Source organism: Rheinheimera soli (genome assembly GCF_031457405.1).
Classification (GTDB): domain Bacteria; phylum Pseudomonadota; class Gammaproteobacteria; order Enterobacterales; family Alteromonadaceae; genus Pararheinheimera; species Pararheinheimera soli_A.
In genome coordinates this window covers 162,303-187,125 of record NZ_JAVDWR010000003.1, presented here as the reverse complement: position 1 = coordinate 187,125, position 24,823 = coordinate 162,303, and the positions used below count along the sequence as shown (strand labels likewise).

At 46.3% G+C, this 24,823-nt stretch carries 19 protein-coding genes; 7 read left to right on the top strand and 12 right to left on the bottom strand.

Going from position 1 to position 24,823, the window contains the following annotated elements; genetic code table 11:
- The first annotated feature begins 309 nt into the window (after window positions 1–309).
- The 3 genes from J2W69_RS07315 to J2W69_RS07305 all read left to right on the top strand — a co-directional run bounded on the left by J2W69_RS07315 (window position 310) and on the right by J2W69_RS07305 (window position 7,367).
- Complete coding sequence (locus tag J2W69_RS07315; RefSeq protein ID WP_310276092.1) at window positions 310–3,087, top strand: TonB-dependent receptor; 2,778 nt, start codon at window positions 310–312, stop codon at window positions 3,085–3,087.
- A 112-nt stretch (window positions 3,088–3,199) separates the two neighbouring features.
- The gene (locus J2W69_RS07310) at window positions 3,200–5,668 is read left to right on the top strand and encodes a DUF4861 family protein (RefSeq protein ID WP_310276090.1); all 2,469 of its coding nucleotides are present in this window, start codon (window positions 3,200–3,202) and stop codon (window positions 5,666–5,668) included.
- Between the two features lie 31 nt (window positions 5,669–5,699).
- Window positions 5,700–7,367 carry a pectinesterase family protein gene (locus tag J2W69_RS07305; protein ID WP_310276088.1) on the top strand — a complete coding sequence of 556 codons (1,668 nt, stop codon included), beginning with the start codon at window positions 5,700–5,702 and terminating at the stop codon, window positions 7,365–7,367.
- Here J2W69_RS07305 and J2W69_RS07300 read toward each other — a convergent pair.
- Window positions 7,364–8,551, bottom strand: coding sequence for a winged helix-turn-helix domain-containing protein (locus J2W69_RS07300; RefSeq protein WP_310276086.1), 1,188 nt, complete (start codon window positions 8,549–8,551; stop codon window positions 7,364–7,366). The genes J2W69_RS07305 and J2W69_RS07300 overlap by 4 nt on opposite strands.
- 3 nt (window positions 8,552–8,554) lie before the next feature.
- Window positions 8,555–9,283, bottom strand: coding sequence for a tRNA1(Val) (adenine(37)-N6)-methyltransferase (locus J2W69_RS07295; RefSeq protein ID WP_310276084.1), 729 nt, complete (start codon window positions 9,281–9,283; stop codon window positions 8,555–8,557).
- A gap of 113 nt (window positions 9,284–9,396) precedes the next feature.
- Here J2W69_RS07295 and srmB point away from each other — a divergent pair, with 113 nt between their 5' ends.
- Window positions 9,397–10,656: an ATP-dependent RNA helicase SrmB gene (gene srmB / locus J2W69_RS07290; protein ID WP_310276082.1), complete on the top strand. Its 1,260-nt coding sequence runs from the start codon at window positions 9,397–9,399 to the stop codon at window positions 10,654–10,656.
- A 76-nt stretch (window positions 10,657–10,732) separates the two neighbouring features.
- Here the strand turns inward: srmB and J2W69_RS07285 are convergent, their stop codons facing one another.
- The 3 genes from J2W69_RS07285 to yaaA form a co-directional block, all read right to left on the bottom strand.
- The gene (locus J2W69_RS07285) at window positions 10,733–11,578 is read right to left on the bottom strand and encodes a hypothetical protein (protein WP_310276080.1); all 846 of its coding nucleotides are present in this window, start codon (window positions 11,576–11,578) and stop codon (window positions 10,733–10,735) included.
- A 183-nt stretch (window positions 11,579–11,761) separates the two neighbouring features.
- Entirely contained in the window at window positions 11,762–13,060 is a 1,299-nt protein-coding gene (locus J2W69_RS07280; protein WP_310276078.1) for an inosine/guanosine kinase, read from the bottom strand.
- Between the two features lie 120 nt (window positions 13,061–13,180).
- Window positions 13,181–13,960: a peroxide stress protein YaaA gene (gene yaaA / locus J2W69_RS07275; RefSeq protein WP_310276076.1), complete on the bottom strand. Its 780-nt coding sequence runs from the start codon at window positions 13,958–13,960 to the stop codon at window positions 13,181–13,183.
- A 296-nt stretch (window positions 13,961–14,256) separates the two neighbouring features.
- Here yaaA and tal point away from each other — a divergent pair, with 296 nt between their 5' ends.
- The 3 genes from tal to J2W69_RS07260 all read left to right on the top strand — a co-directional run bounded on the left by tal (window position 14,257) and on the right by J2W69_RS07260 (window position 17,197).
- Entirely contained in the window at window positions 14,257–15,213 is a 957-nt protein-coding gene (gene tal / locus J2W69_RS07270) for a transaldolase (protein ID WP_310276074.1), read from the top strand.
- 58 nt (window positions 15,214–15,271) lie between these two features.
- Window positions 15,272–16,900 (top strand): glucose-6-phosphate isomerase, encoded by a 1,629-nt coding sequence (pgi, locus tag J2W69_RS07265; protein WP_310276072.1) that lies wholly within the window; start codon window positions 15,272–15,274, stop codon window positions 16,898–16,900.
- Window positions 16,901–17,020: 120 nt separating this feature from the next.
- Window positions 17,021–17,197 (top strand): DUF3545 family protein, encoded by a 177-nt coding sequence (locus tag J2W69_RS07260; RefSeq protein ID WP_008897291.1) that lies wholly within the window; start codon window positions 17,021–17,023, stop codon window positions 17,195–17,197.
- 77 nt (window positions 17,198–17,274) lie between these two features.
- On the opposite strand, the gene ung is transcribed toward J2W69_RS07260, so the two are convergent.
- The 7 genes from ung to J2W69_RS07225 form a co-directional block, all read right to left on the bottom strand.
- Window positions 17,275–17,937: a uracil-DNA glycosylase gene (gene ung / locus J2W69_RS07255; RefSeq protein WP_310276070.1), complete on the bottom strand. Its 663-nt coding sequence runs from the start codon at window positions 17,935–17,937 to the stop codon at window positions 17,275–17,277.
- 3 nt (window positions 17,938–17,940) lie between these two features.
- The gene (gene thrC, locus J2W69_RS07250) at window positions 17,941–19,230 is read right to left on the bottom strand and encodes a threonine synthase (RefSeq protein ID WP_310276068.1); all 1,290 of its coding nucleotides are present in this window, start codon (window positions 19,228–19,230) and stop codon (window positions 17,941–17,943) included.
- Between the two features lie 9 nt (window positions 19,231–19,239).
- Window positions 19,240–20,172, bottom strand: a complete 933-nt coding sequence (thrB, locus tag J2W69_RS07245; RefSeq protein ID WP_310276066.1) for a homoserine kinase — start codon at window positions 20,170–20,172, stop codon at window positions 19,240–19,242.
- Window position 20,173: 1 nt separating this feature from the next.
- Window positions 20,174–22,633 (bottom strand): bifunctional aspartate kinase/homoserine dehydrogenase I, encoded by a 2,460-nt coding sequence (gene thrA, locus J2W69_RS07240; protein ID WP_310276064.1) that lies wholly within the window; start codon window positions 22,631–22,633, stop codon window positions 20,174–20,176.
- A 214-nt stretch (window positions 22,634–22,847) separates the two neighbouring features.
- On the bottom strand, window positions 22,848–23,816 hold the full coding sequence (locus J2W69_RS07235; protein WP_310276062.1) for a GGDEF domain-containing protein: 969 nt from the start codon (window positions 23,814–23,816) through the stop codon (window positions 22,848–22,850).
- Window positions 23,816–24,427, bottom strand: a complete 612-nt coding sequence (locus tag J2W69_RS07230; RefSeq protein ID WP_008897285.1) for a hypothetical protein — start codon at window positions 24,425–24,427, stop codon at window positions 23,816–23,818. The genes J2W69_RS07235 and J2W69_RS07230 overlap by 1 nt, the downstream gene beginning before the upstream one ends.
- Complete coding sequence (locus J2W69_RS07225) at window positions 24,424–24,789, bottom strand: response regulator (RefSeq protein WP_008897284.1); 366 nt, start codon at window positions 24,787–24,789, stop codon at window positions 24,424–24,426. The genes J2W69_RS07230 and J2W69_RS07225 overlap by 4 nt, the downstream gene beginning before the upstream one ends.
- Window positions 24,790–24,823: the final 34 nt, after the last annotated feature.

The following is a 24,823-nucleotide window of genomic DNA, read 5'->3' as shown; positions in this document are numbered from 1 at the left end:
AATTTCATATCTGGAACAAAACCTATTTTATCTGGCGCCAAACTATGCAACATTACCGATACAAAACAACAAGTTAACCATCATCTCCACATAAAACCTCAGGACATGGCTGATTTTTTTTTGTGCGACATTTGACAGTAATCTAAGCTTGGTGTTAGCTTTTTGCCATCGGTGGCACAAAATTGCAAGCATTTTTTGCCACCGGTAGACAAATCAACAGGGAGTCGCACAAAGCGTCTTCCATTATTAAAAATACAGCTGGCATGTACTGGCTGAACGCTTTGAACCAGACAGGACGAGGTAGAGATCATGGCCAAAACCAACACGCCATTTCACCCGAATAAAGTTGCTTTAGCTTTGGCTATTGCAGGTTGTACTTCACTATTTTCTGTATCGGCCCAAGAAACAGCTGAAACTGCACAAGCAGAACAAAGAATTGAAGTGATCGAAGTGAAAGGCAGTTTCCGCGATTCGTTATCCAACGCTTTAAATCAAAAACGCCAGTCGGATGGCGCTATCGACACTATTCTGGCTGAAGATATTGCCGACTTCCCGGATTTAAACCTGGCTGAATCCTTACAGCGTATTCCAGGTATTGCTATTTCGCGTGCAGCAGGTGAAGGCCGCCAGATTTCAGTACGGGGCCTGGGCCCTGAATTTACCCGTGTTCGTATTAACGGTATGGAAGCAGTATCCACCAGTGGTGGTACAGACCAGATTGGTGGTGCCAACCGTGGCCGTGGTTTTGACTTCAATACCTTTTCTTCCGATTTATTCAGCTCTTTGACAGTACGTAAAACCGCATCAGCTGATGTTGAAGAGGGTTCATTAGGAGCAACTGTTGATTTAAGAGCCGCACAGCCTTTTGACTACGACGGTTTTACTTTTGCAGCCTCAGGCCAGATGGGTTACAACGACTTGTCTGAGAAATCGGATCCTAAAACCTCATTTTTAGTCAGTAACATTTTTGCAGATGGTAAGCTAGGCGCTTTATTTTCCGCCTCTTATTCAGAACGCCAAATTAAAGATCAGGGCTCCAGCACAGTACGCTGGAACAGTGTCAACGACTTTGGTTTTTACCAGGGCAATGCTACAGCGCCTGAATTGGAAGAAATTAACGCCGCAGCCAGACCACGCTTACCACGTTACGATTCCTACACTCATAATCTGGACCGTTTAGGTTTAAGTTCATCTTTTCAGTTCAGACCTAATGACGATACAAAAATTGATTTAGATATTTTGTATGCAAAAACAGATGCGACCCGTAATGAAGTATTTTTACAGGGTATTTTAAACGCTGGGGCAAACAGACCAACCACAGCTACTGCAGCCTCTGGTAATACAGGTGTGATGAATGTTGTCGATTATTTTATCGATAATACCAATACCATGACCTACGGCAGTTTTGAAAATGCCACTATCCGTGCCGAAAACCGTTTTGATGAGCTAGGTACTGAGTTTTTGCAGTACAACCTGAGGCTGAAGCAACACCTGACCGATAACCTGAGTATGGATGCCATGATAGGCACAGCCACATCAGAGTTTGATAACCCGGTGCAAACTACTTTGGTAGCAGAAAAACGTGGGGTTGAATTTGCCTATGATTATCGCGGCGCCAACAGAGAAAACCCTGATTTAACTTTTGGTGCCGGTGTCTTTGATCCTAATGACTGGACCTCCAACAGCCTACGATTACGTCCGCTGGGCGCAGAAAATACCTTTGATACCGCAGAGCTTAATTTCACCTATCTGCTCACCGACAATATGACTTTAAAAGCAGGTTTACATTACAAAGACTTTAGTTTTGAAACCTACGAAGCCCGTCGTCAAGCCGAAAACGGCGCAGGTATTGTTTATACGCCAGATATGCTAATGCAATATGATTCAGGTTTAGGCAGCCAGCCTGTTTGGTTAGTGCCTGATTTTGCTGCCATAGATGCTCAGTATGGTATTTACAGCAACACAGGTGCTTTTGCTGTTAGTGCAGACTTCCGCCGTCCTGATAACTATTCAGCCAATGAAAAAAGCTTAGGCGCTTACCTGCAATTGGGTTTTGATACTGACATCAACGATATGCCTCTGCGTGGTAATGTCGGTGTACGTCATGTCAAATCAGACCAGACCTCTACAGCCTGGGCTACTATTGCCGCCAGCCCGACTCAGATCACTGCCGAACATGATTACAATGAAGTCTTGCCGTCACTGAACCTGGCGTTAGAGCCATGGGACGATGTGATCATACGTTTTGGTGCAGCAGAAGTAATGGCTCGCGCTGGTTTGGGTGCTATTCGTCCTGATGTATCTGTTTCTGTATCAGGTGGCAGCCGCACTGTAGGTGGTGGTAACCCACAACTGGAGCCAACCAAAGCCCGCACTTACGATTTAGGTTTTGAATTCTACTTCTCTGACGAGTCGATGTTAGGTGTAGCGTTTTTCTTTAAAGATATTGACAGCCATGTCCAGACTTTACGTGAAACCAAAGCTTTTACTGCAACTGGTTTACCTATCCAGGCAGCTATCGACGCCTGTACAGCTGGTCCTGGTTACAATGCTGATTGTAATGAAAATGTGGACTGGCAGGTGACTACGCCACTGAATGGCCCTGGTGGTGATTTAAAAGGTGTGGAAGTCAGCTATCAGTTGCCTTTTACCTTCTTACCAGAGTTCTGGAACAGATTTGGTTTTATCGGAAACTACACTTATGTTGATGCACAGATGGACTATGTCAGTGCTGCTGGTGTAGTGCAAGCCACCCGTGACTTAAATGGTTTGTCAAAAAACACCTCTGCCGCCACTATTTACTACGAGCATGAGGCGTTAAATGCCCGTGTCTCAATGGCGAAACGTGGTAAATACCTGACCACAGCTATAGGTCGTGATAACAACGATATGGAAGGCACCAACGCCACCACTAACGTAGACGCCTCCATCTCTTATTCCATCAACGACAACTGGAAAATCAGTTTTGAGGCATTAAACCTGACTGATGAAGTCGATGATCAATGGGTCGACTCAGCGGGTGACCGCCTGACCTATTACCATGAAACAGGCCGCCAGTACTACTTAGGCGCTCAATACAAGTTCTAATCTTTTTTGGATAAATAAAACTGGCTTAGCCAAGGATGGCGGCTTTGGCGTGACTTGTGATGTTCTGCTGCAAGTCACGATTTTGTTTTTACTTTCACAATAGGTATTAGCCGTGAGCTATGTTTTAAAGCGACCATTACTGATCTCCTGCCTCACCTTAAGTTTTTTAGCAGCCTGCGGTAAACCAACCCCAGCACCGGAACAACAGGCCGTGGTTGCTCAGGCAGCCACCACCACATCTGTCGCCACCTTAAGCATTCATAACCCCTCTGGTTTCGCCAGAGTGCAAGAAGCCATCTATGTTTCTGCTGCAGATTTAGGTTTAACAGAAAGCGCAGTACAGAATTCAGCTTTTATCGCGACCACAGCACAAGGCCAATTGCCATCCCAGTGGATTGACCGCAACGCTGATGGTCAAAAAGATACCTTAGTGTTAAGCCCTACTCTGAGTGCTGGTGAAACTTTAGCACTGCAAATCACTGCAGGCACAGCCACAGAGTTGCCAAAACAAACTCAGGCTGAAGTTTCGCAAAAAACCGGTGGACAGTGGCAGGACAAAAAATATGTCGGTGGCCATTTTGAAAATGTAAAGCACCTGACTCCGCCCCCCCAATACACAGATCACAGTGAATTTATCCGTTACGACGGCCCTGGTATTGAATCCGATAAAGTGGCTTACCGTATTTATCTCGACTGGCGTAACGGTTTTGATATTTTTGGCAATAAAACCGGTCAGCCTGTGTTAAATCAAATAGGTCAGGATGGTTACAGCTCCTACCATGAAGCTGCTGACTGGGGCATGGATGTGCTGAAAGTTGGCAAAGCTGTGGGCGCCGGTGGTTTTGGCTATTGGGATGGGTCTCAGGTAGAGCGAGTCTCTAAACTGGACGGCCACAGCGTTAATATTATCGAAAATGGCGCTTTGTATTCCGCCCTGACTATCGACTACAAAAACTGGCAAATTGCCGGTAAAACTCTGGACATCAGAGCACATTTGTCGATGACAGCTGGCAGCCGTTTGCTGCAAAATCGCCTGACCTTAAGCCAGCCACTGGATAATCTGGCGCTTGGCATAGTGAAACTCCCTGACACTAAGTTGTTAACAGGCACACTGGAAAGCAGCGGCCATACTTACACTTACCTGGCGACTTATGGCAAACAAAGCCTGGATGGCGCCAATTTAGGCATGGCGATTTTATTTAAACGCGGCAAGCTCAAGGAGTTAACCACAGACGAACATAACCATGTGGCTGTAATGAATGTGTCAGGACAGCATCTGGACTATTACCTGTTAGGTGCCTGGCGACATGAGCTGAATGGCATCACGAATGAACAGCAATTTGTGGAGTATCTGCAGCAGGAAGTGGAGCGTTTAACGTTAACACCACGTTTGAGCTTAAAAACAGCATTCACTAACACACAAACCAATCAGCCTCTGACCAGCGAACGGGCTTTATACTGGAGCCAGCAACTGGCTAACTCTGAGCTGAATCGCCAGGCTGGCCAGTATTATTGGGGCGGTTGGGACACTGAACGGGATAGGCCTGTCAGCTTTGAATACACCACAGGCTTATTGATCCAGGCTTTTGATGATTTAAATAAATACGCCGCAGATCCGGCTTATCAGGCCGTGATCAATAAAATGGCAGATACCTTTGTCACCGAAGACGGCAGCATTCACAGCTATGACGCCAGCAAATTTAATATCGACAGTATCAATAGCGGCAACCTGCTGCTGCGGGTATTTGAACAAACAAAAGAGCCCAAATATCAACTGGCAGCTCAAGCCTTACGTGAGCAATTAAAGCATCATCCTAAAACCTCAAACGGCGCTTTCTGGCATAAAAATATTTATCCGCATCAGTTGTGGTTAGATGGGGTTTATATGGGCATGCCGTTTTTAGCATATTACAGCAGCCTGTTTGAGCAAGGTGCCAGCCTGGATCAAGCCGTGCATGAGTTTGTCGTGACCCGGGAGCAGTTACGCGATGATAAAACAGGCCTGTATTTCCATGCCTGGGATGAGTCCAAACAAATGGATTGGGCTGATAAAGAAACAGGTCGCTCGGCTTACTTCTGGGGCCGTGCTATTGGCTGGTTAGCTATGGCGCTGGTGGATGTGTTGGATTATATACCAGCGGATAACACCGAATTACGCCAGCCACTGCTGAATATGGTAACCGAACTGGCAGCAGATTTAGCCAGGTATCAGGATGCCGAAACGGGCGTCTGGTATCAGATTATGGATAAAGCTGGTGAGCGTGGTAATTATCTGGAATCGAGCGGCAGCAGCATGTTTGTTTACTTTTATGCCAAAGCCATCAATAAAGGTTATTTGCCGAAAGAGCAGTATCTGGATGTCAGTAAAAAAGCCTGGCAAGGCCTTTTAAATGAATTTGTACTGGTGCATCCGGATGGCAGTATCAGCCTGACCACTATGGTACAGGTTGCAGGTTTAGGTGCAGGTCGGGATGGCAGCTATCACTACTACATGAGTGAGCCTGTCTACCGCAACGACAGCAAAGGCACAGGGCCTTTTATTATGGCTGGTGTGCAAATGGCACAGTTGTTAAAAGACTAAGCTGATGCGATTTCTGTTTATCAGGCTGAGTATGATTATATTCAGCCTGTTTTGCCTGAATCTGCACGCCAGTGAGCAACCACTGCGCGTGCAGGTCGCCTTAGATGGCTCAGCGCCTTTTAGCTCTATTCAGCAAGCGCTGGACTCCTTACCTTCGACCAAAGAATGGGCTTTGATTGAAATTGGCCCTGGTATTTATAAAGAAAAGCTCTACCTCAATCGCGACAAAGTGGTTTTGGCTGGCAGCGGTAAAACCAGCACCACCATTGAGTTTGCTGAACTTCGTAAAAACTATTTAAAACAGCAACCTGACGACTGGGGCTCTGCTGTGGTGAATATTAAAGCCTCGGATATAGTGCTGCTGGATTTAACCGTATTTAACAGTTATGGCTCTTTGTATGGCGACCACGACCATCAGTTTGCCATTCGTGGTTTTGAGCAGGCCAGCCGTATTATCACCGACCAATGCCGGGTGATAGCAGGTGGCGCCGACAGTTTAAGTTTGTGGAATAAAACCGGACTGTATTACCACAGCAACTGTTATTTTGAAGGCCATGTCGATTATGTTTGCCCACGCGGCACTGCATGGATAAAACAGAGCCAGTTTTATAGTCAGGCCACTGAAGCCTCACTCTGGCATGACGGTGAACTGGATCAAAATACGAAGTTAGTGGTCACAGACTCGAAACTCTCCGGTATTCAGGGCTTTTTATTAGCTCGCCGTCATTATGACGCCCAGTTTTACCTGCAAAATAATCAGTATTCACCTTTGATGGCAGATAAGCCGATATTCCGTAAAACCTATCCGGATGAACCCAACCGCGACAGAGCCAACTTATGGGGCGAGCGTAGCTATTTTAGTGGGTCCAGTGGTGCCAATTACAGCTGGATAAAAGATAACTGGCCCAAAAACACACCAAAAATCAATGCAGACTGGGTCTATCAGGGCCAGTGGCAGCCTGAACAGCAGTTAAACACCATTCGTAGCTGGTTAAAAGCCAAAGCCCATACTCCGCCAGCCAGACTCTATCTGGTGGGCGATTCCACTATGTCGGATAAAACCAATTTGGCATATCCGGAGCGCGGTTGGGGTCAGTTATTGCCTGAATTTATGCTGCCGCAACTGCAAGTGATTAATTTAGCAGCCAATGGCCGCAGTACTCTTCGTTTTTTAAATGAAGGCCGCTTGCAAATGCTGCTTGATGAATTACAAGCGGGTGATTATGTACTGATCCAATTTGGTCATAACGATCAAAAACAAGACGACCCCAAACGTTATGCCGAAGTGAATACGCGTTACCCAGAGTTGCTGCAGCAGTTTATCCGCGAGGTAAAAGCCAAAGCCGCTATTCCACTACTTGCCAGCTCGATCTGCAGGCGAAATTTTACAGGCAACAGCTTAAAGCGGGATTTAGCCGCTTATGCAGCCCAAGCCAAACAGCAGGCCGAATTGGCTCAAATCGACTTTTTTGATTTACAGAAGCAAAGCTGCGATTTCTGGCAAAAGTCAGGACCGCAAGGCAGTCAGCCGTATTTTATTCAGGTACCAGCTGCTTTGTATCAGAAGTTTCCGGATGGCAAAACCGACAATACCCATTTATCGGTGCAGGGGGCTTCAAAAGTTGCTCAGCTTTTTGTACTTGAGCTTCAGAGACAACAGCATGCTTTGGCGAAGTACATCTACCGAACCAAGCTTTAACCGATAAGCCAGTCGTGAATTTTTGCACTGGCTTTGACCAGTTGCCAGCTTTCACAACCATTAAAAAAGGCATATTCCAGCACAGCTTTGGTCAAAGCCGCTTTTAATGCGTCCGTCAATTTCACTTGCTCATTTAATACTAAATGCTGCAACAATAAGGTTTTGCTGGCTCTGTCTGCTTTGACATCGACCTGGCCTATAAACTGATCTTTATACAATACAGGCAGGCTGTAATAACCTATCTGACGTTTGGCCGCTGGCACATAAACTTCGATCTGATAATCAAAATTAAATAGCTGCTTTAACCTGTCACGCTGGATCACTAAGTTATCAAAAGGCGACAACAGCCAGACTTTATTGGGCAGTTTTTGGGAGATATTGTGAGTAAGCGCTAACTGGGGCCTGTAGTAATATGTCTTTCCATCCAGCAGAAAAGTCTGCAGCCTGCCCTGCTCCAGCTGTTGGTTTAGCTGCTGCTTGAGTGCCAACTGCATATTCTTACGCAGGTAACCTATCTGCTGCATTGTCGCCACAGCCTGACTTTGCAGGCAACGCTCTATTAAATAATCAGCAAACTCAGAGTCTGTAGGTGGCAGATGTTGATGATGATCAGGCCAGACCCGTTCCGCCAGATCATAGACTTTCTGGAACTTATCCCGCCGCGCCACCATCAACTTGCCTTGCATAAAGAGCTGTTCCAGCGCCTGCTTGGCTGGTTGCCAGTCCCACCAGGCACCGTTTTTCTTGCCCGCATTTCCATTTTCACTGGCAAAATCACTGGCCTTCAGTGGTCCTTCGGCTTCAATACGGGCCAGCACTTCATTCATCAGTTGCTGCTCAGGATTAAACCAGTGATTGTTGCCGTTTTGCAGTAACAGCTTTCGCTGCAAACTAAAACGATAATCCTCCGATGGTAAAAATGCAGCGGCGTGCGACCAGTATTCAAAACTCTGTTTTTGCTCCAGCGCCTTGTCTAATAGCTTCGGCTGATAGTTTTTTACTCTGTTATACAGCACATGATGATGTGCCCGTTCCACTACATAAATCGAATCCAGTTGCACATAACTGATTTGCTTTAACACCTCTGCCACAGCCTCTTTACCGGACGCTGGTTTTAGCAAGCCCTGGTGCTGCAACACCAACTGGCGTAACTCTTTTGGGCTAAAGGGGCTGGAAGCGGTCATCAATTAAAACCTTAAATAAAAATCGGCCAGCAGTGTGCGATACTCATCACTGTACTGGCCCGGGCTTTGCTGTATCAAGAGTTCTGTGTGTTCACTCTGGCCAGTTTCGGCACCGGCACTAAAATCCAGTAACTGCAATTTAGCTGCTTTATGAGCAGCGGTTTTGACCAGACAACGCCGCTGTAAAGTCCAGCCCGCCAGTTCTGCCACGGAGATAAAATCAACATCCGCAGGCAAAACCAGACAAAAATGAGCATTCGTAGTAGCCAGCTTTTTAGCAACCACTGCTAAGTCCGTAAAAGATAAGCTATCGGTATGGCGGGCCTGATGCCTTTTTGAGTCAACAGCAGCTAAACTTTGCTGAAAATAAGGCGGATTGCTGATAATCAGCTCAAATCTATGCTCTGGTTGGTTATCCGTCGCCGCATAGGTTAGAATATCGGCCTGAATGACTTGGATTTGTGCCGCCCAGCGACTGGCCGCCACATTATCCTGCGCCTGTATGGCCGCATCCTGGTCCAGCTCAACCGCATAAACCAAAGGGTTCAGCCCTGATTTTTGCATTCGCTGCGCCAGCATCAGAGACAAAATGCCACTACCCGCGCCTATATCCAGCGCTGGGCCTGCCTTGGGTAAAGTTGCCCATGCGCCCAGCAGGAAGGCGTCCGTGCCGACTTTCATCGCACAGCGGTCGTGGCCAACAAAAAATTCTTTACACCGAAAGCCGCTCACTACTGTCCTTACTGACTAAGGCCAAAAGAGTGGCAGTGTATAAGAAGCTGTTTTGTATGTCAGTACAGAACATCATCTTATTAAACGTGATTTAAACAGAAGGTAAGAACAGCGTGAGCGAAATTAACACTGCACAGGAAAAAATGACCTTTGCTGAGTTTCAACTGGATGAGAGCTTAGAGAAAACCCTGAGTAAAGCGGGTTTCAAAGAAGCGACCAGCATTCAGAAACTGGCTATTCCTGTGGCTTTGGAAGGCCGCGACATACTGGCCAGTGCGCCTACAGGCACAGGCAAAACTCTGGCGTTTTTATTGCCGGCTATTCAGTACCTGCTGGATTTTCCGCGTCGTGATCCGGGTTTCGCCCGCGTATTGATCATGACGCCAACCCGTGAACTGGCCTATCAGATTTTTGAACAGGTGCAACAGCTGATTATGCTGACTGACCTGCATGCTGGTGTGATCACAGGTGGAATTAACTATGGCAGTCATAAAGAAACCTTAGAAAAAAATAACGATATTCTGGTAGCGACACCGGGTCGTTTAATTGAGTATCTGGATAACGAAAGTTTCCATGCTGACGAAGTGGAAGTACTGATCCTCGACGAAGCCGACCGTATGCTGGATATGGGTTTTGTCGGTGAAATGAACCGCATTATTCTGGAAGCTAAACGTCGCCGTCAGACCATGTTGTTCTCAGCCACTCTGGAAGGTAATGGCGTCAATAAGTTTTCTGAACGCGCCTTACGTGAGCCTGTGCTGGTTGAAGCCACACCTCCACGTCGTGAAAAAGCCAAAATTCTGCAGTGGATGCACGCAGCGGACGACGCTGATCATAAGCTGGCTTTACTTATTCATATTCTGAAACAGGAAGATGTCAGCAAAGTCATAGTTTTTGTGAAAACCCGTGAGCGTTTAGCCACCTTAACAGGTCAGCTGGAAGCCGCAGGCTTAAAATGCTGCTGGTTACAGGGTGAAATGGCACAGGACAAACGTCAGTTGGCTTTAGCCCGTTTCAGTAACAATCAGGTGCGTATTCTGGTCGCGACCGATATAGCGGCCCGTGGTCTGGATATCGACGATATCACTCATGTGATTAACTACGATATGCCGCGTACTGCTGATGTCTATGTGCACCGCATTGGTCGTACTGGCCGAGCAGGTAAAAAAGGCACAGCTATTTCGTTAGTGGAAGCCCATGATATTGGTGTGGTGGGTAAGGTAGAACGTTACACAGAGCAGCCATTAAAACGCCGTTTTATTGAAGGCATGCGTCCTAAACATAAAGAAGCTAAAGCGCCAACCAAGCAGAAAAAACCTAAAACCGCAGCCAAGAAAAAAGCGCTTAAAAAAGCTGCCAGAGCCAAAGGTTAATTCTCTATTCCATGGTCACAGAGTTCGCGGTAAAACGCAGCGAACTCTGTGACTTCAATCAAAGCTCTGCTTAGTCCTAATCTCCCAGCATCAGCCTGTTATAGTTCTGCACAAAGTCTTGTCGCCGCTCTGTCGGTACTGTTTTTAAATGCAAGTCCAGATAGGCTTGAGTACCAGCCAGTGAATCAATACTTTGATTCAACTGGTCGATAATAGCTTGTCCTGTTTCACTTTTATTGCAGGCGAAATAGGCCAATTGCAAAGGTTGTGCCTCCGCCACATTGTAACCTTCCAGTTTACTGGCATCCGTAGTCGCCAACATAAAAGGATACTCCAGTACAGCTGAAACTCTGTATTGCTGTAGCATAGGCCAAAGCTGAGCTATCTGTGCGCCACTTTGTTTAAAGTATAAATTACGGCTGACGGCATTCTCTTTGAACAACAGATCTAAATCCGAGCCATAAGAGCGCTCCATATCCAGCCCTATGATAAAGTCTGGTTCAGTCAGCAATAACTCACGCAATCTGACTTTACCGCCCCATTGCTTTAACTTGGTTTGTAGTCGCGGATGGAACAAGCTGTCTGCAGGCAAATAGAGTTTCAGCCCTTCAATGGCAGAAAATGGTTTACTGAACAAAAACTCTGCTTCACGTTGTGGATTTTTCAGAATGCTGGCCATGCAGCTATTGGATGAAGTTCGGGTCAATTCACTGGCTTTGGTATGGTTAACCAACGCAAAATCCGGGCGTAATCCAGAGTTATGCGCGAAAATCAGCCGCATTAAACTCAACTCTAAACTTTCGTTGCCAGCTGGCTCCTGGGCTAGCCAATCCGGGGGCATTTTACTTTGAAACTGTACATCCAAAGGTTCTGCTACGGCAAAAAAACTCAAACAACTTAGCAATATAACCTGCTGCCACACAGTATGTACCGGGTTTAGAACTCATAACCGCAGCATAGAAGCTTCTGGACCTTGCTGTAAAGCACTATGTTACATCAGGCCCAACCTGCTACAACCAGCCTGAAACCTCATCAACGCAGAGCTTTGATAAGGTTTCAGGCTGGTCAGTTCATGCTGATATTTTTACGCAGCATCAGACCTTTGTTATCTGTCCCAGTAGCTTTCTTCCAGAGAGTCTTCTTTTTCCGGTAAACCTTTGGATAAACGGGGTGCGTTTTGCACCAGAATAGCGTAGCTAACGCGGTTGGCGTATTTACAGATCTGAGCAAAGGACGAATACGCCAGATAAGGCTGTTCGTGTTTACTGGATAAAGGCAAAGTTTGACGGTGAAAATGATTGGCGGCTATATCATGCAAAATAGCAGCTAAAGCGCCATCGCCTGCTCCATTAGTATTTTTAATCCGCTCAGGCCCACCTAAATAAGGGTCGATGTGCGAGTAAACTTTCACTGGCTGCTGGCAGTCTTTTCTCTGCATAGGGCGGCTGAATTCGAATTCGTTGTAATCAGCCAAAGCACCGGATTTAATTGGATTGGTGGTTTCGCGTTTGACTGATGCGTCTGTGTATCCACATAAATACAAACCCTCAGGGCCTGCGGTTAACAGCACCATATCGACATAATCCAACGCCGCTTCTGCTGCTAACAAAGGATCAGCAAAACCAGTTAAAGCTTCAGCTTCCAGTTCATTCATCGCCAGCACATTGACATACTGTGCCAGAGTTTGCTGGATCACGACCTGATGTTCTTCCACTAAATGTTTAGTACCTAAGCTCATCACTACAGGTACATCAGCAGCTTTGGCATCAGATAAAGTTTTGACCATGGCTTGTTGGATGGGCTGGTCGGTCGCACGCAGCGGATAAGCACTGACCACTACGGCAGCAGCTTTGGAGATAATATCTGTTGGAATATAAGCAGCTGTCAGCTCATCCATATCACCCGGGTCAATCACAAAAGTGCGTTCGCCATCCGGAGTGATCAGAGTAATACCACGACCTATATCACCTGGCACACCTTGCAGATGGTTCATATCCACTTTGCTGCTGGTATGGCATAAGTAGTGATAGGCAGGAGAACCCAATTGGATATTGGACGACATCACACCCAATAACACAGATTTATCGTCGGCCAGTACTGAATAGTTGTGCACTGTGTTGCCAATAGTGCCGCCAGCAAAGTGATCAGAAATAGCATTGGAGCCTACCAGTTCCTGATAAATCAGATCGGCTTTGCCATGTTCGACTAAATTCGATAAGCCTTTGCCTATGCCGTACTTTTGCAGAAATTCATCGCTGACGTTGGCTATTACATCCACTATGGTTTGGTCCAAACCCACAATATAAGTGTCCAGTTCTGGCCGCACTTCGTAGCTGGGTAAAGTCAGCTTAGGCTGAGACACAGGAAAATAATGTTTGAGTTTACGACGACCAGGGAATTTCATAGGGCAACACTCAGATCAATAGAGCCGCGCATTTTAGCAAAAGCCAATTAAAAAAGCGCAACAAAAAGCCGCAGTTTTATGCGGCTTTTTCAGCTTACTTCGCCTAAAAACGGCGAAGTATTAGTTTTGTTGTTGCATCCGTGTAAACACCAGTTTGTCAGCTTTGGAGTCGGCACTGCTAAACTGATAACCGGCACTGTTAAATTGCTTTAAACCATCCAACTGATCAACTTGGTGTTCAATCACATAACGCGCCATCAGGCCTCGGGCTTTTTTCGCAAAAAAACTGATGATTTTATACTGACCATTTTTGAAGTCTTTAAATTCTACATTCACTACTTTGGCCTTCAGCGCCTTTTTATCCACAGCTTTAAAGTATTCCTGAGAAGCCAGATTCAACAAAGTTTGTGAATTTAGCTGTTCGAGTTGCTGGTTTAGTTCAGTACTGATGCGGTCGCCCCAGAACTGGTAAAGATTCTTGCCACGGCCATTTTCTAACGAAGTGCCCATTTCAAGACGGTAAGGTTGCATCAAATCCAGCGGCCTTAATACACCATATAACCCACTTAAAATACGCAAATGCTGCTGAGCATACTCAAGATCTTTTTGTTTCAGGCTGGACGCTTGCAAGCCCTGATACACATCACCATTAAAAGCAAAGACAGCCTGACGGGCGTTGTCCGGTGTAAAAGGCGTGGACCACTCTGCAAACCGCGCCGCATTAAGGCCCGCCAGTTTGTCACTGATATGCATCAGGCTGGACAGCTGAGCAGGTGTCAGATCGCGGCAATAAGGCATCAGTTCAAGGCTTTGATCCAGCAAAGCCGGTTGGCTGAATGCCTGGACTGGTAATGGGCTTTGATAATCTAAATCTTTGGCGGGTGATATCACCATCAACATGGGTTTTGGCTTCCTGTACAACTAAGGTTAGAGACTATATCAAAACATCAGCTTTGATTCGACAATAAAACTCAATACGGACGCGGCTTTGCCATGGTTTTTACTTTTTTTAATGTTAAGCTCAGGTTAACATGAAAGGCGCATGCTCCCTGCATTGCAACAGCTGTATCAGCACCCATTCGAAATGTCGGAAACTTGCCATAAAAGCAGGTTTTTATGTTGTAATTTTCCTACATTTATTTAGTATAAAACTTAATATCACGAAGTTGTGATCAGAAAAACGGTAATAAAACAATATGAGCACATTACTAGAACAGCTAAAAGCAGTGACTACTGTAGTAGTCGATAGTGGCGACTTAGGTGCCATTGAACAGTTCCGCCCTGTAGATGCCACCACTAACCCTTCTTTGTTATTAAACGCCAGTCAGTTGGAGTTTTCTACGCCTTTATTGGCTCAGGCTGTGGCTTACGCCAAAAGCAAAAGCTCAGATCTGGCGACACAAGTCAGCATCGCCAGTGATAAGTTTGCGGTTGATATTGGTACTCAGATCAGCAAGTTAGTTCCAGGTCGTGTTTCTACTGAAGTGGATGCCCGCTTGTCTTTTGATACCCAGGCCAGCATCACTAAAGCGCTGCAACTGGTCGCTTTGTATGAAGAAAATGGCATCAGCAAAGATCGGATTCTGATCAAAATAGCTTCGACCTGGGAAGGCATTCAGGCGGCCCGCCAACTGGAACTACAAGGTATTCAATGTAACCTGACGCTGCTCTTCCATATGGCGCAGGCCCGTGCTTGTGCTGAAGCTGGTGTGTTTTTAATTTCACCTTTTGTTGGCCGTATTCTGGACTGGTACAAAGCAGCCACCAAACAAGATTACACGGCAGAAACCGATCCTGGTGTAGTTTCTGTGCGCGAAATTTACCGTTATTTCAAAACTTATGGCCATAAAACCGTGGTGATGGGCGCCAGTTTCCGCAATATTGGCGAAGTTTTAGCTTTAGCAGGCTGTGACCGTTTAACCATCAGCCCTGGATTACTGGAAGAATTGAGTCAGCAGCAAGGCGATTTAACAGTTCATCTGAAAGATACAGGTGCTACCACACAAGAAGCTGCGGCTTTAACTGAAACAGAATTCCGCTGGGCACTGAATGAAGATGCGATGGCGACAGAAAAGCTGTCGGAAGGTATTCGTAAATTTGCCATTGATCAGCGCAAGCTGGAAAGTCTGATTCAGGCCCAATTACAGGCCTAGTTACAGGCCTGGTTACAAGCTTAATATTTTCACCACAGTGAACACTACAGGAGTTTATATGATGTCGTCTGCAGTCTGGGCTGAATTAAAACAGCTGGCGCAACAGCCTTTGTCCTTGCGTCAGGAGTTTGCCGCAGATCCAAAACGTGCTGAAAAATTTCAGGTTAATGCCTGTGGTATTCACCTGGATTTTGCCAAAAACCTGATCACAGATAGCATCTGGCAAAAGCTGCTGGAGTTGGCAAAACAAAGCCAGATCCAAAGCAAAATGCAGCAGATGCTTAACGGCGACAAAATTAACAACACTGAGCAACGTGCGGTCTGGCACATGGCGTTACGTGCAGATTCAAAAACTCCTTTAGTGTTAGATGGTGTTGATTTGCAACCAGAAATTCAGGCCTGCCATGCACGAATGGCGGAGCTGATTGGCCAGTTGCATCAGGGTGAATACAAAGGTTATCAGGGAGATGCCATCACGGATCTGATCTGGATTGGCATTGGAGGCTCTTTATTGGGCCCACAAATGGCCTGTGAAGCTTTAGCGCCTTTTAACCAAAGCCCGGTGCGTATTCACTTTGCCGGCAATATAGACGGCGCCGTTGTTTCTGATGTGGTGAAAAATTTAGACCCTGCAACGACTCTGGTCTTTGTTGCTTCCAAGTCTTTTGGTACCGAAGAAACCAAACAAAATGCCTTGGCTGTACGTCAGTGGTTCACTGATAAAGGCGCAGACAAAGCCGCTATAGCTCAGCATTTCTGGGCTACTTCGTCCAATATCAAAGCCGCAGCGGAGTTTGGTATAGTGGCTGAACATATTCTGCCGATGTGGGACTGGGTGGGTGGTCGTTATTCATTGTGGTCTGCCATAGGTTTCCCTGTAGCGTTGCAATTGGGCATGCAGCAGTTTCAGCAACTGCTCAAAGGCGCCCGTGATATGGACCAGCATTTTATCCATGCCCCACTTGAGCAAAATATGCCGGTGATTTTGGCCTTGCTTGGCGTCTGGTATATCAATGCCAAAGGTTGTCAGGCTCAGGCTTTGTTGCCGTACAGCCATTATTTACGTTTCCTGCCCTCTTATGTGCAGCAACTGGATATGGAAAGTAACGGCAAAGGAGTGGATGTCGATGGCAAGCCACTCACCGACGCCACAGCTCCGGTAATTTGGGGGGATGCAGGTACTAATGGTCAGCACGCTTACCATCAGTTATTGCATCAAAGTGTATTGGCTGTGCCGTCAGACTTTATTCTGCCAGCCAAAGTCAGCCACGAGCTAAAAGATCACCACCACAGATTAGCTGCTCATTGCTTTGCCCAGACTCAGGCCTTGATGCAGGGTAAAACCTTTGATGAAGCCAAAGCCGAAGTTTTGGCCACTGGTGCGTCAGAAGCTGAAGCTATTGCTTTGGCACCACATAAAGTGTCGCCAGGGAATAAGCCAAGCAACACTTTATTACTGCCGGAATTATCACCTTATTATTTAGGCGCCTTAATTGCGCTTTATGAGCAGAAGGTGTTTTGTCAGGGTGTATTGTGGAATATTAACTCTTTTGATCAGTGGGGTGTAGAGCTGGGTAAGCAGTTATCAACGCCTATTTATCAGGTGTTATCTGATCAACAAAAAAACAGCTTTGATGCGTCCACACAAGCACTTATCGCAAAATTTAAGCAGTTGAACCTGGGCTAAGCCGTTGAATGAACGAAAAACATTCATTTTTCGTTCATATTTGTGTCAAAGAGTTATTTTATTTTTAGACAAAGTGTGGTACTAATTTGTTGAAAATAACAACAACTCAGAGGGGCAACCATGGAAAGCTTCGAAGACTTACTGAATATGTTGGAGCGTCCTGCGACCAAGAGCCGTGCAGTAAAACGCAAGTGGCGCGAAATTGAAGCAGTCAAAGAACGCCAGCGCTTAAAACGAGAACTGGAAGACATAGACTGGACCATAGAGCCTGAGTTAGTTGACATCGAATTAAGTTAATAAAAAGCCCCGGCAGCAATGTCGGGGCTTTTTATTTGGCTGTAATTCAGGCCCAATTCTAATCAGGGTACCTCTGGTTACACCTGCCAGCAGATTGGTTGTTTGCCTTGTTGCTGCAGCAATTCATTTGCTTTGGCAAAATGTCCACAGCCCAAAAAGCCACGATGCGCTGACAAAGGTGATGGATGAGGTGCTGTCAGAATATGATGTTTTGTCTGGTCTATCAGCTGTGATTTTTTAATCGCATGGCTGCCCCATAACAAAAAGACGATGCCTTCAGCATTAGCACTGATAGCGCGGATCACCTGATCGGTAAACTGCTCCCAGCCTAAATTGCGGTGTGAATTGGCTTCATTCGCCACCACAGTCAAGGCGGTATTGAGTAACAACACGCCCTGCTCTGCCCAGCTTTCCAGACAACCATGTTTGGGCACCTGAAAATCCACATACTCCAGCGCCAACTCTTTGTAGATATTACGCAAAGAAGGTGGAATAGCGACTCCTGCAGGCACAGAAAAACTTAAACCATGGGCCTGATTGGGACCATGGTAAGGATCCTGCCCTATCACTACTACTTTCATCTTTGCAAAAGGCGTCAGCTTAAAAGCGTTAAACACCAGTGCCTCAGGTGGATAAATCACTTGCCCGGCGGCACGTTGTTGCTTTAAGTAATCCATAGTTTGCAGAAAATAGGGCTGATTTTTTTCAGCCCCAATCACGTCTTGCCAGTGTAAAGACACAGTTTATTTATCCAGAGTCAGTAAGAATTGGCGTAATTGTACAAAATCCGGCGCCATATCTGCACTTAAACTTGTCTCAGATGCCACAGCAGCTAACTCAGGTGGTAAGGCAATAGGACTGCCAAGGATGTTTTCGACCTGTTCTTTAAATTTCGCCGGATGCGCAGTGCCTAAGAAAATACCAAATTCACCGTCCTGCAAACTGCGTTTTAACGCTTTGTAGGCAATAGCAGCATGAGGTTCGCTGACATAACCTAAATGCGCCAATAAACGCATAGAGACCTGGGTATCTTCTTCGTCCACCATCACAGCTTCTAAATCGTCGCGTGAAATTTTACCTTGCGCCAATAAAGCTTCAACCCGTGGCCAGTTATTCGGCGCACTGACGTCCATCGCATTGGATAAGGTTGCCACAGTTTTGTTCGGTGCCCACTGGCCATCTTTCCAGTAACGCGGCACAGTGTCGTTTAAGTTAGTAGCAGCTATCATACGCTTGATAGGTAAACCTAATACCTTGGCAATCAAACCAGCGGTCAGGTTACCAAAGTTACCACTGGGCACAGCAATGACGATTTGATCACGTTTATCTTTTGGCACCTGAGCCACAGCTTCAAAGTAATAACAAATCTGGGCAAATAAACGGCTGATATTAATAGAGTTCGCTGAGTTAATATTTAGCTGTTTGACTAAATCGCGGTCGTTAAATACCTCTTTAACTAAAGCCTGACATTGATCAAAGTCAGCTTCTACCGCCAATGTGTGAATGTTATGGCCTAAAGTAGTAAACAACTTCTCTTGCAGTGGGCTGATTTTTCCTTTGGGAAATAAAATCACCACATCCACACCTGCCTGTTGATAAAAAGCATGAGCTACAGCTGCACCTGTATCACCCGAAGTGGCAGTGACAATAGTAGTTTTACTGACATTCTGCTGCTTTTGCGCCTGAATTAAAGCCTGTGCCATAAAACGGCCACCAAAGTCTTTAAAGGCTAAAGTTGGGCCATGGAATAACTCTAAACAAGCCACATCCTCTGTCACTTGCGCTAAAGGGGCCGGAAACTGAAAAGCGTTACTTACCATCTGATGAATTTGTTCAGCTGAAAGCTCATCACCTATTAAAGCGTGTAGCACTTTGGCGCTGCGCTCAACAAAAGGCAGCTCTAATAAAGCTTCTATATCCAGAGTTGGCCACTGGGTTGGGAAAAACAGACCTTGCTGCTCACCTAAACCAATACGCACTGCGTCCAAAAAACTAACTTGTTGTGAAGCGACTTTCGTATTTGTTAATTGCATTTTTACATCCTACAGCGCACGTGCGCCTTGTCTCGCCAGACGACAAACTGTAGTCATGGCATCTGAGTTTTTAGCGTAATGCTGTTGTAAATAATCATCGGCAAATTTGGCCTGAGTGTCATTTTGACAAACCGCAAAAATAGTAGGGCCAGCGCCGGAAATACCTACATGCCCTATACCCTGAGCTGTTAACTTTTCGCGTATTGGTGCAAGTTCAGGCATCAGATGCTGACGGGCAGGTTCTGCCACTAAGTCCTGCAAAGCAGCAAAAGCTTCGCTTTCATCTTTGGCATACAAAGCGCTGATAAAACGGCTTAACATGCCGGCAAAAGCTATGCTGTGTTTCAGCGTCAATTGCTGTGGCAATACAGCCCGGGCTTCTTTGGTCGACAGCACAGTACCCGGATAACAAAGCACCACTTGCCAGTGTTCAAACCAGGGCAAAGCCCGGCACAACAAAGGGCTGTCCGGCAACATCAATAACAAGCCACCGTAAAAGGATGGAGCCACATTATCGTAATGCACTGAACCACTGACGCCCCCTTCCAACTGCGCCATCAGCTGCAATAGCTGATAGTCATCCAGAGGTTTACCAAAGTAGTCATTAAAGGCATAACAGGCGACCACTATAGAGCAGGCACTGGAGCCTAAACCACTGCCTACCGGCAGGTTTTTCACCAGCTCCAGTTGCAGTCGCGGCAAAGTTCGGCCTATTGCCTTTTCAAAGGCATAAAAACACTTCAGCACTAAGTTATGGTCCGTGTCTTTTGGCAACTGATGCACATAACGGCCAGTCAGGCTTAAGCTCAGCTCTGCCTGCTCACTATGAATACGCAGTTCGTCACCAAACAAAGAGCCGTCCACAGGCTCAAAAGCAGCGCCTAATAAATCAAAGCCAACAGAAAAATTCCCTGTGGATGCAGGCGCAAAATACGACTTCATATTACATCTCCTGCTGCCAGGACAAAGTCCGCATCACATCACTGAACACACCAGCTGCGGTGACCGCAGCACCAGCACCATAACCACGTAACACAAAAGGAATAGGCTGGTAATACCGGGTATGAATAGCCAGCGCATTTTCACCGTCTTTCACTTTGGCCAATGGGTGATCCAGATCCAAAGCTTTGATGGCTACTTTGCAGCGACCTTCATTGATTTCGCCTATATACCTCAGCACCTGGCCTCTGGCTTTCGCTTCTGCAATGCGCTCTGCAAAGGCGTGATCAAGCTGTGGCAACTGCTGCATAAAAGTGGCTACATCTGTGCCAGGGGCAAAGTCATTGGGTAACACACCTTCTACTTCTACATCAGCTAAATTCAGCATCAGACCCGATTCACGAGCCATAATCAGTAACTTACGCGCCACATCCATACCGGATAAATCATCGCGAGGATCCGGTTCGGTAAAACCTAAATCACGGGCCTGAGTGGTTACTTGTGATAAAGCAACACCCTGCTCCAGCAAACCAAAAATATACGACAAAGAGCCGGATAAAATCCCTTCAAAAGCCACCAGCTCGTCACCGGCATTAAACAAGCCCTGTAAGGTGTCGATCACCGGCAAACCAGCGCCTACAGTGGTTTCATACAGGAAACGACGACGGTGCTGCTGTGCCACCTGACGCAACTGATGGTAATAGTCCAAAGAGCCCGTATTGGCTTTTTTGTTTGGTGTCACTACATGAAAACCGGCTTTTAAGAAATCAACATACAAATTAGCCACAGGTTCTGCGCTGCTGCAATCAATCAAAACCGGATTAGTTAAATGCTGCTCCTGCACAAAACGGCTTAAATCTGCCACAGAAAACTGCGCTTTGGCTTGCTGCATTTGCTGTTGCCACTGGCTTAACTCTATACCCTTTTCATCCAGCAACAAGGCCTTAGAGTTAGCAATACCATAGACTTTCAGCTTAACGTTACGTTGCTGTAAGAACTGCTGCTGACGCTGGAACTGCGCCAGTAATTCACTGCCCACCACACCACAACCGACCAGAAATACATCGATGCTTGGGATATGGCTGAAGAAGTTCTCGTGACAGACCTTCACCGCATTCTGACAGGCCTTTTGTTCTACCACAGCTGAGATAGAACGCTCGCTGCTGTCTTGCGCTATAGCCACTACGTTGACCCGTGCTTGCGCTAAAGACGCAAAAAACTTAGCAGCCACACCGCGATGCTGACGCATACCGTCACCTACCAGGCTCACGATCGCCATATCGGATAAGATTTGCAGTGGTCTTAATAACTTGCCTTGTAATTCCAGTTCAAACTCAGCTTCCAGCGCTTTTTTCGCAGCGGCTAAATCCAGTTGTGCCACACAGAAGCTGATACTAAATTCAGAAGACGACTGAGTAATTAAACTGACCGATACCTGCTCACGCGCCATAGTGGCAAACACACGCGAGGCCATACCGACCACACCTTTGAGTCCTGGGCCAGAGACAGTGATCAGCGCCAGATGCTCAAGGCTGGAAATGCCTTTAACCAGCGAATCACCATTATTATTTGCATCAATGCAGGTGCCCGAAGCTGCCAGATTTAAGGTATTTTTGATATAACAAGGAATTTGAAAACGAGCTAGAGGCCCAATGGTTTTTGGATGCAGCACTTTGGCACCAAAGTACGACAGCTCCATAGCTTCATCATAAGATAAATGGTCAATCAGTTTGGCTTGTTTCACCTGACGTGGGTCGGCGCTGTAGACGCCATCTACATCAGTCCATATCTCACAGACTGATGCTTTGACCGCAGCAGCGACAATAGCAGCTGAGTAGTCAGAGCCATTGCGGCCTAATAAACACAGCTCACCCTGCGCATTGCTGGAGACAAAACCGGCCATTACATAGACCTGCGCCGATTGTTTAGCCAAAGCTGCAGCAAAAGTTTGTTCAGAAGCAGGAATATCTGCCACCGCATTTAAATAATCGCCCTGACTTTTCACCAAAGCCACAGAGTCCAGCAGCACCACATCAACCTGACGGGATTTAAACAGAGCTGTCATCAGACAGACACTAAACTGCTCTCCCATCCCTAAAATTTGCGCCTTGATATGATCAGGGCAATAACTCAATAAGCTGATGCCTTGCAAACGTTCAGTCAGCTTTTGCTCTTGTTCGTCCGCCAGTTGCTGCACTGCTTTTAGCTGTTCGCTACTGACCCGCAAAGCAGCTTCTGCTATTAACTGTGCCAGACGCTGCTTCCATTGCAGCAGTAAAGGCTGATAATCCGAGCCTAAAAAAGCCAGATCTGTCAGTTCCACCAGTAAGTTGGTGACACCTTGAGGCGCAGACAACACCAGACCAACGCTCTGGTTACCCACTTGTTGTTGCACTATATCCGCCACCTCGAGGAAGCGGGTTACCGACGCCAGAGACGAACCACCAAACTTAAGCACCCTCATGTTTTACTCCTTGCTAAACGAAAAAGGCCCGTGACAGGGAGGTCACGGGCCTTTTTGAAAACAATACGCCGCCGACCTCCTACCCCGCAGGGTTGGTGGTAATAATAATGGTGAGTGTATTGCGGATTTGTGTCTTTTTCATACTCTCTATATGCTCAAAGTTTTAGACGTCTGTCAATCTAAATGTTTAGATTATTCTAAAATTCACTACGGCTTAATTCGCCTTCAGCAGAAATTCCGTTTCACCCGCACTAAAGACCACCACTCTGTTGCGACCATCTCTTTTGGCGTTATAAAGTGCTATATCAGCTTGACCTATCAGTACTTCGTGCGCTCTGTCACCCACAGCATCCAGTTGCGCCACACCTATACTGACTGATGTTGCTATAGATTGCTCATGGAATGTGACAGCTGTGCTGTTGACCGCCAGACAAACACGTTCAGCCACTTCCAAAGCACCAGCCAAAGCTGTATTGGTCAGTACTATGCCAAACTCCTCACCACCGTAACGGCCAAACCAGTCGGTATCACGTAACAAAACTCTGACCCGTGCCGTTAGCTCAATCAAGACACAATCACCACCTAAATGACCATACTGATCATTGAGCTGCTTAAATTTATCCAGGTCAAACAATAACAGCGACAAAGGCTGCTGATAACGCTGAGCTCGTTGCACTTCCAGTTTTAACTGCTCTTCCCAATAGCGCCGGTTTAAAGCCTGGGTTAAACCATCAATGCGGTTACTTAGTTCCAGTTTTTGTAAGGTGGTTTGTAAATGTTGCTGGTAGACAAAAGCATCAGTCGCGTCTTCAATCAACAGACAAACATAACGTCGGCCCTCTGGATCCTTCAGCGGCAGCATAGTGCAATTTTGCGCCATATATTGACTGGAACTGGTGACAGGTCTCAGATGCGGCAACTTAATAATATACTGCCGTTGCTCCCAACTGCTAAAGGATGGGCTTTGTAATTCGAGCACTGATGCAAACTTACGTCTGAGCCAGGCTTCAGGTACATCAGTGAATACCTGAAATAAGCTTTTCCCTTTAGCATCAGAAAGTTGTACTGAACTATGGCGTTGCAAAAAACTATTCAGATACACCAGTTTTAACTGTTCGTCTACCACCAGCACGCCACTATTTAATTGCTCCAATACAGGGCCGGTTAACCAGTCTTCAGACATCAATACTCTTCCAAAATCCGCTCAAGAATTTTCTGGATATTTAACACAGCTTCTCCTGGTATTAATAGCAACATATCGCAATTAAAAGAATGATCGACCAGTTGATAACTGATGTCTACCTTTAATGCCAGTTCCCAGTGAAAGGCGGTTTCCTGCAAAGCCTCTGAGACATTGTTTTGGCGGGATGACAACACCCTTGGAGCACTGTAGGACAAACTATTGTCAATTTGATCCGCCAGCCCATTTAAAAAAGTAGTGGTTAAAATAGAGCTGATGTCAGTGAGCATTTCAAGCTCAGAAGCACTGTCCGTGTCATAACCTAACAAAGCGGCAATACGATGCGCGTTGTCCAGTTGATACAAGACGATAGCCTCCCCTCTCAAGCCATCATTACCTAAAAAGCCCTGACTGACTAAGGCTGCTTCGGTATTGCTGTAACGGGCTTCAAATTGAGCAGGAATTTGAGCTGAGTTTACCAGCTCGATGGCAGGTACCTGTAAATGCACAAAGGTATTTAAAAAACGGGCAAGTTTGTCGCTGGCCAGGCCCATAGCAACATTGATCAGCTCCTGCAAACAATCCCTTTGTTCTTCAGAGAATACTGTACTCATATCAGTCCATATTGTTTCAAAATGACGACAAGTTTTTCCGGATTAACAGGTTTGTGGACAAAAGCCAAAGCCCCCAGTTCTGTCACCCGTTTTTGCATTTCCGGCTGAATATCAGCAGAAATCACAATAACAAAACAATCCAGACCATCCTGCTTAATAGCTTCAAGCACTCCTATGCCATCCAGCTCAGGCATGGTCAGATCTAAAAACACTAAACCAATCTCCTGACTACGCAGAATAGCCAAAGCCTCCACGCCATTGCCAGCAGTCAGAATATCGGCGTCAAAAGACTCAGGTAAAGATTTACGCACTTGTTTTCGTGCCAGTAAAGAGTCGTCACAAATTAATACAGGTAACGCCATTAACACAGCCTCGTTATTATGGTTTTATTTGTTT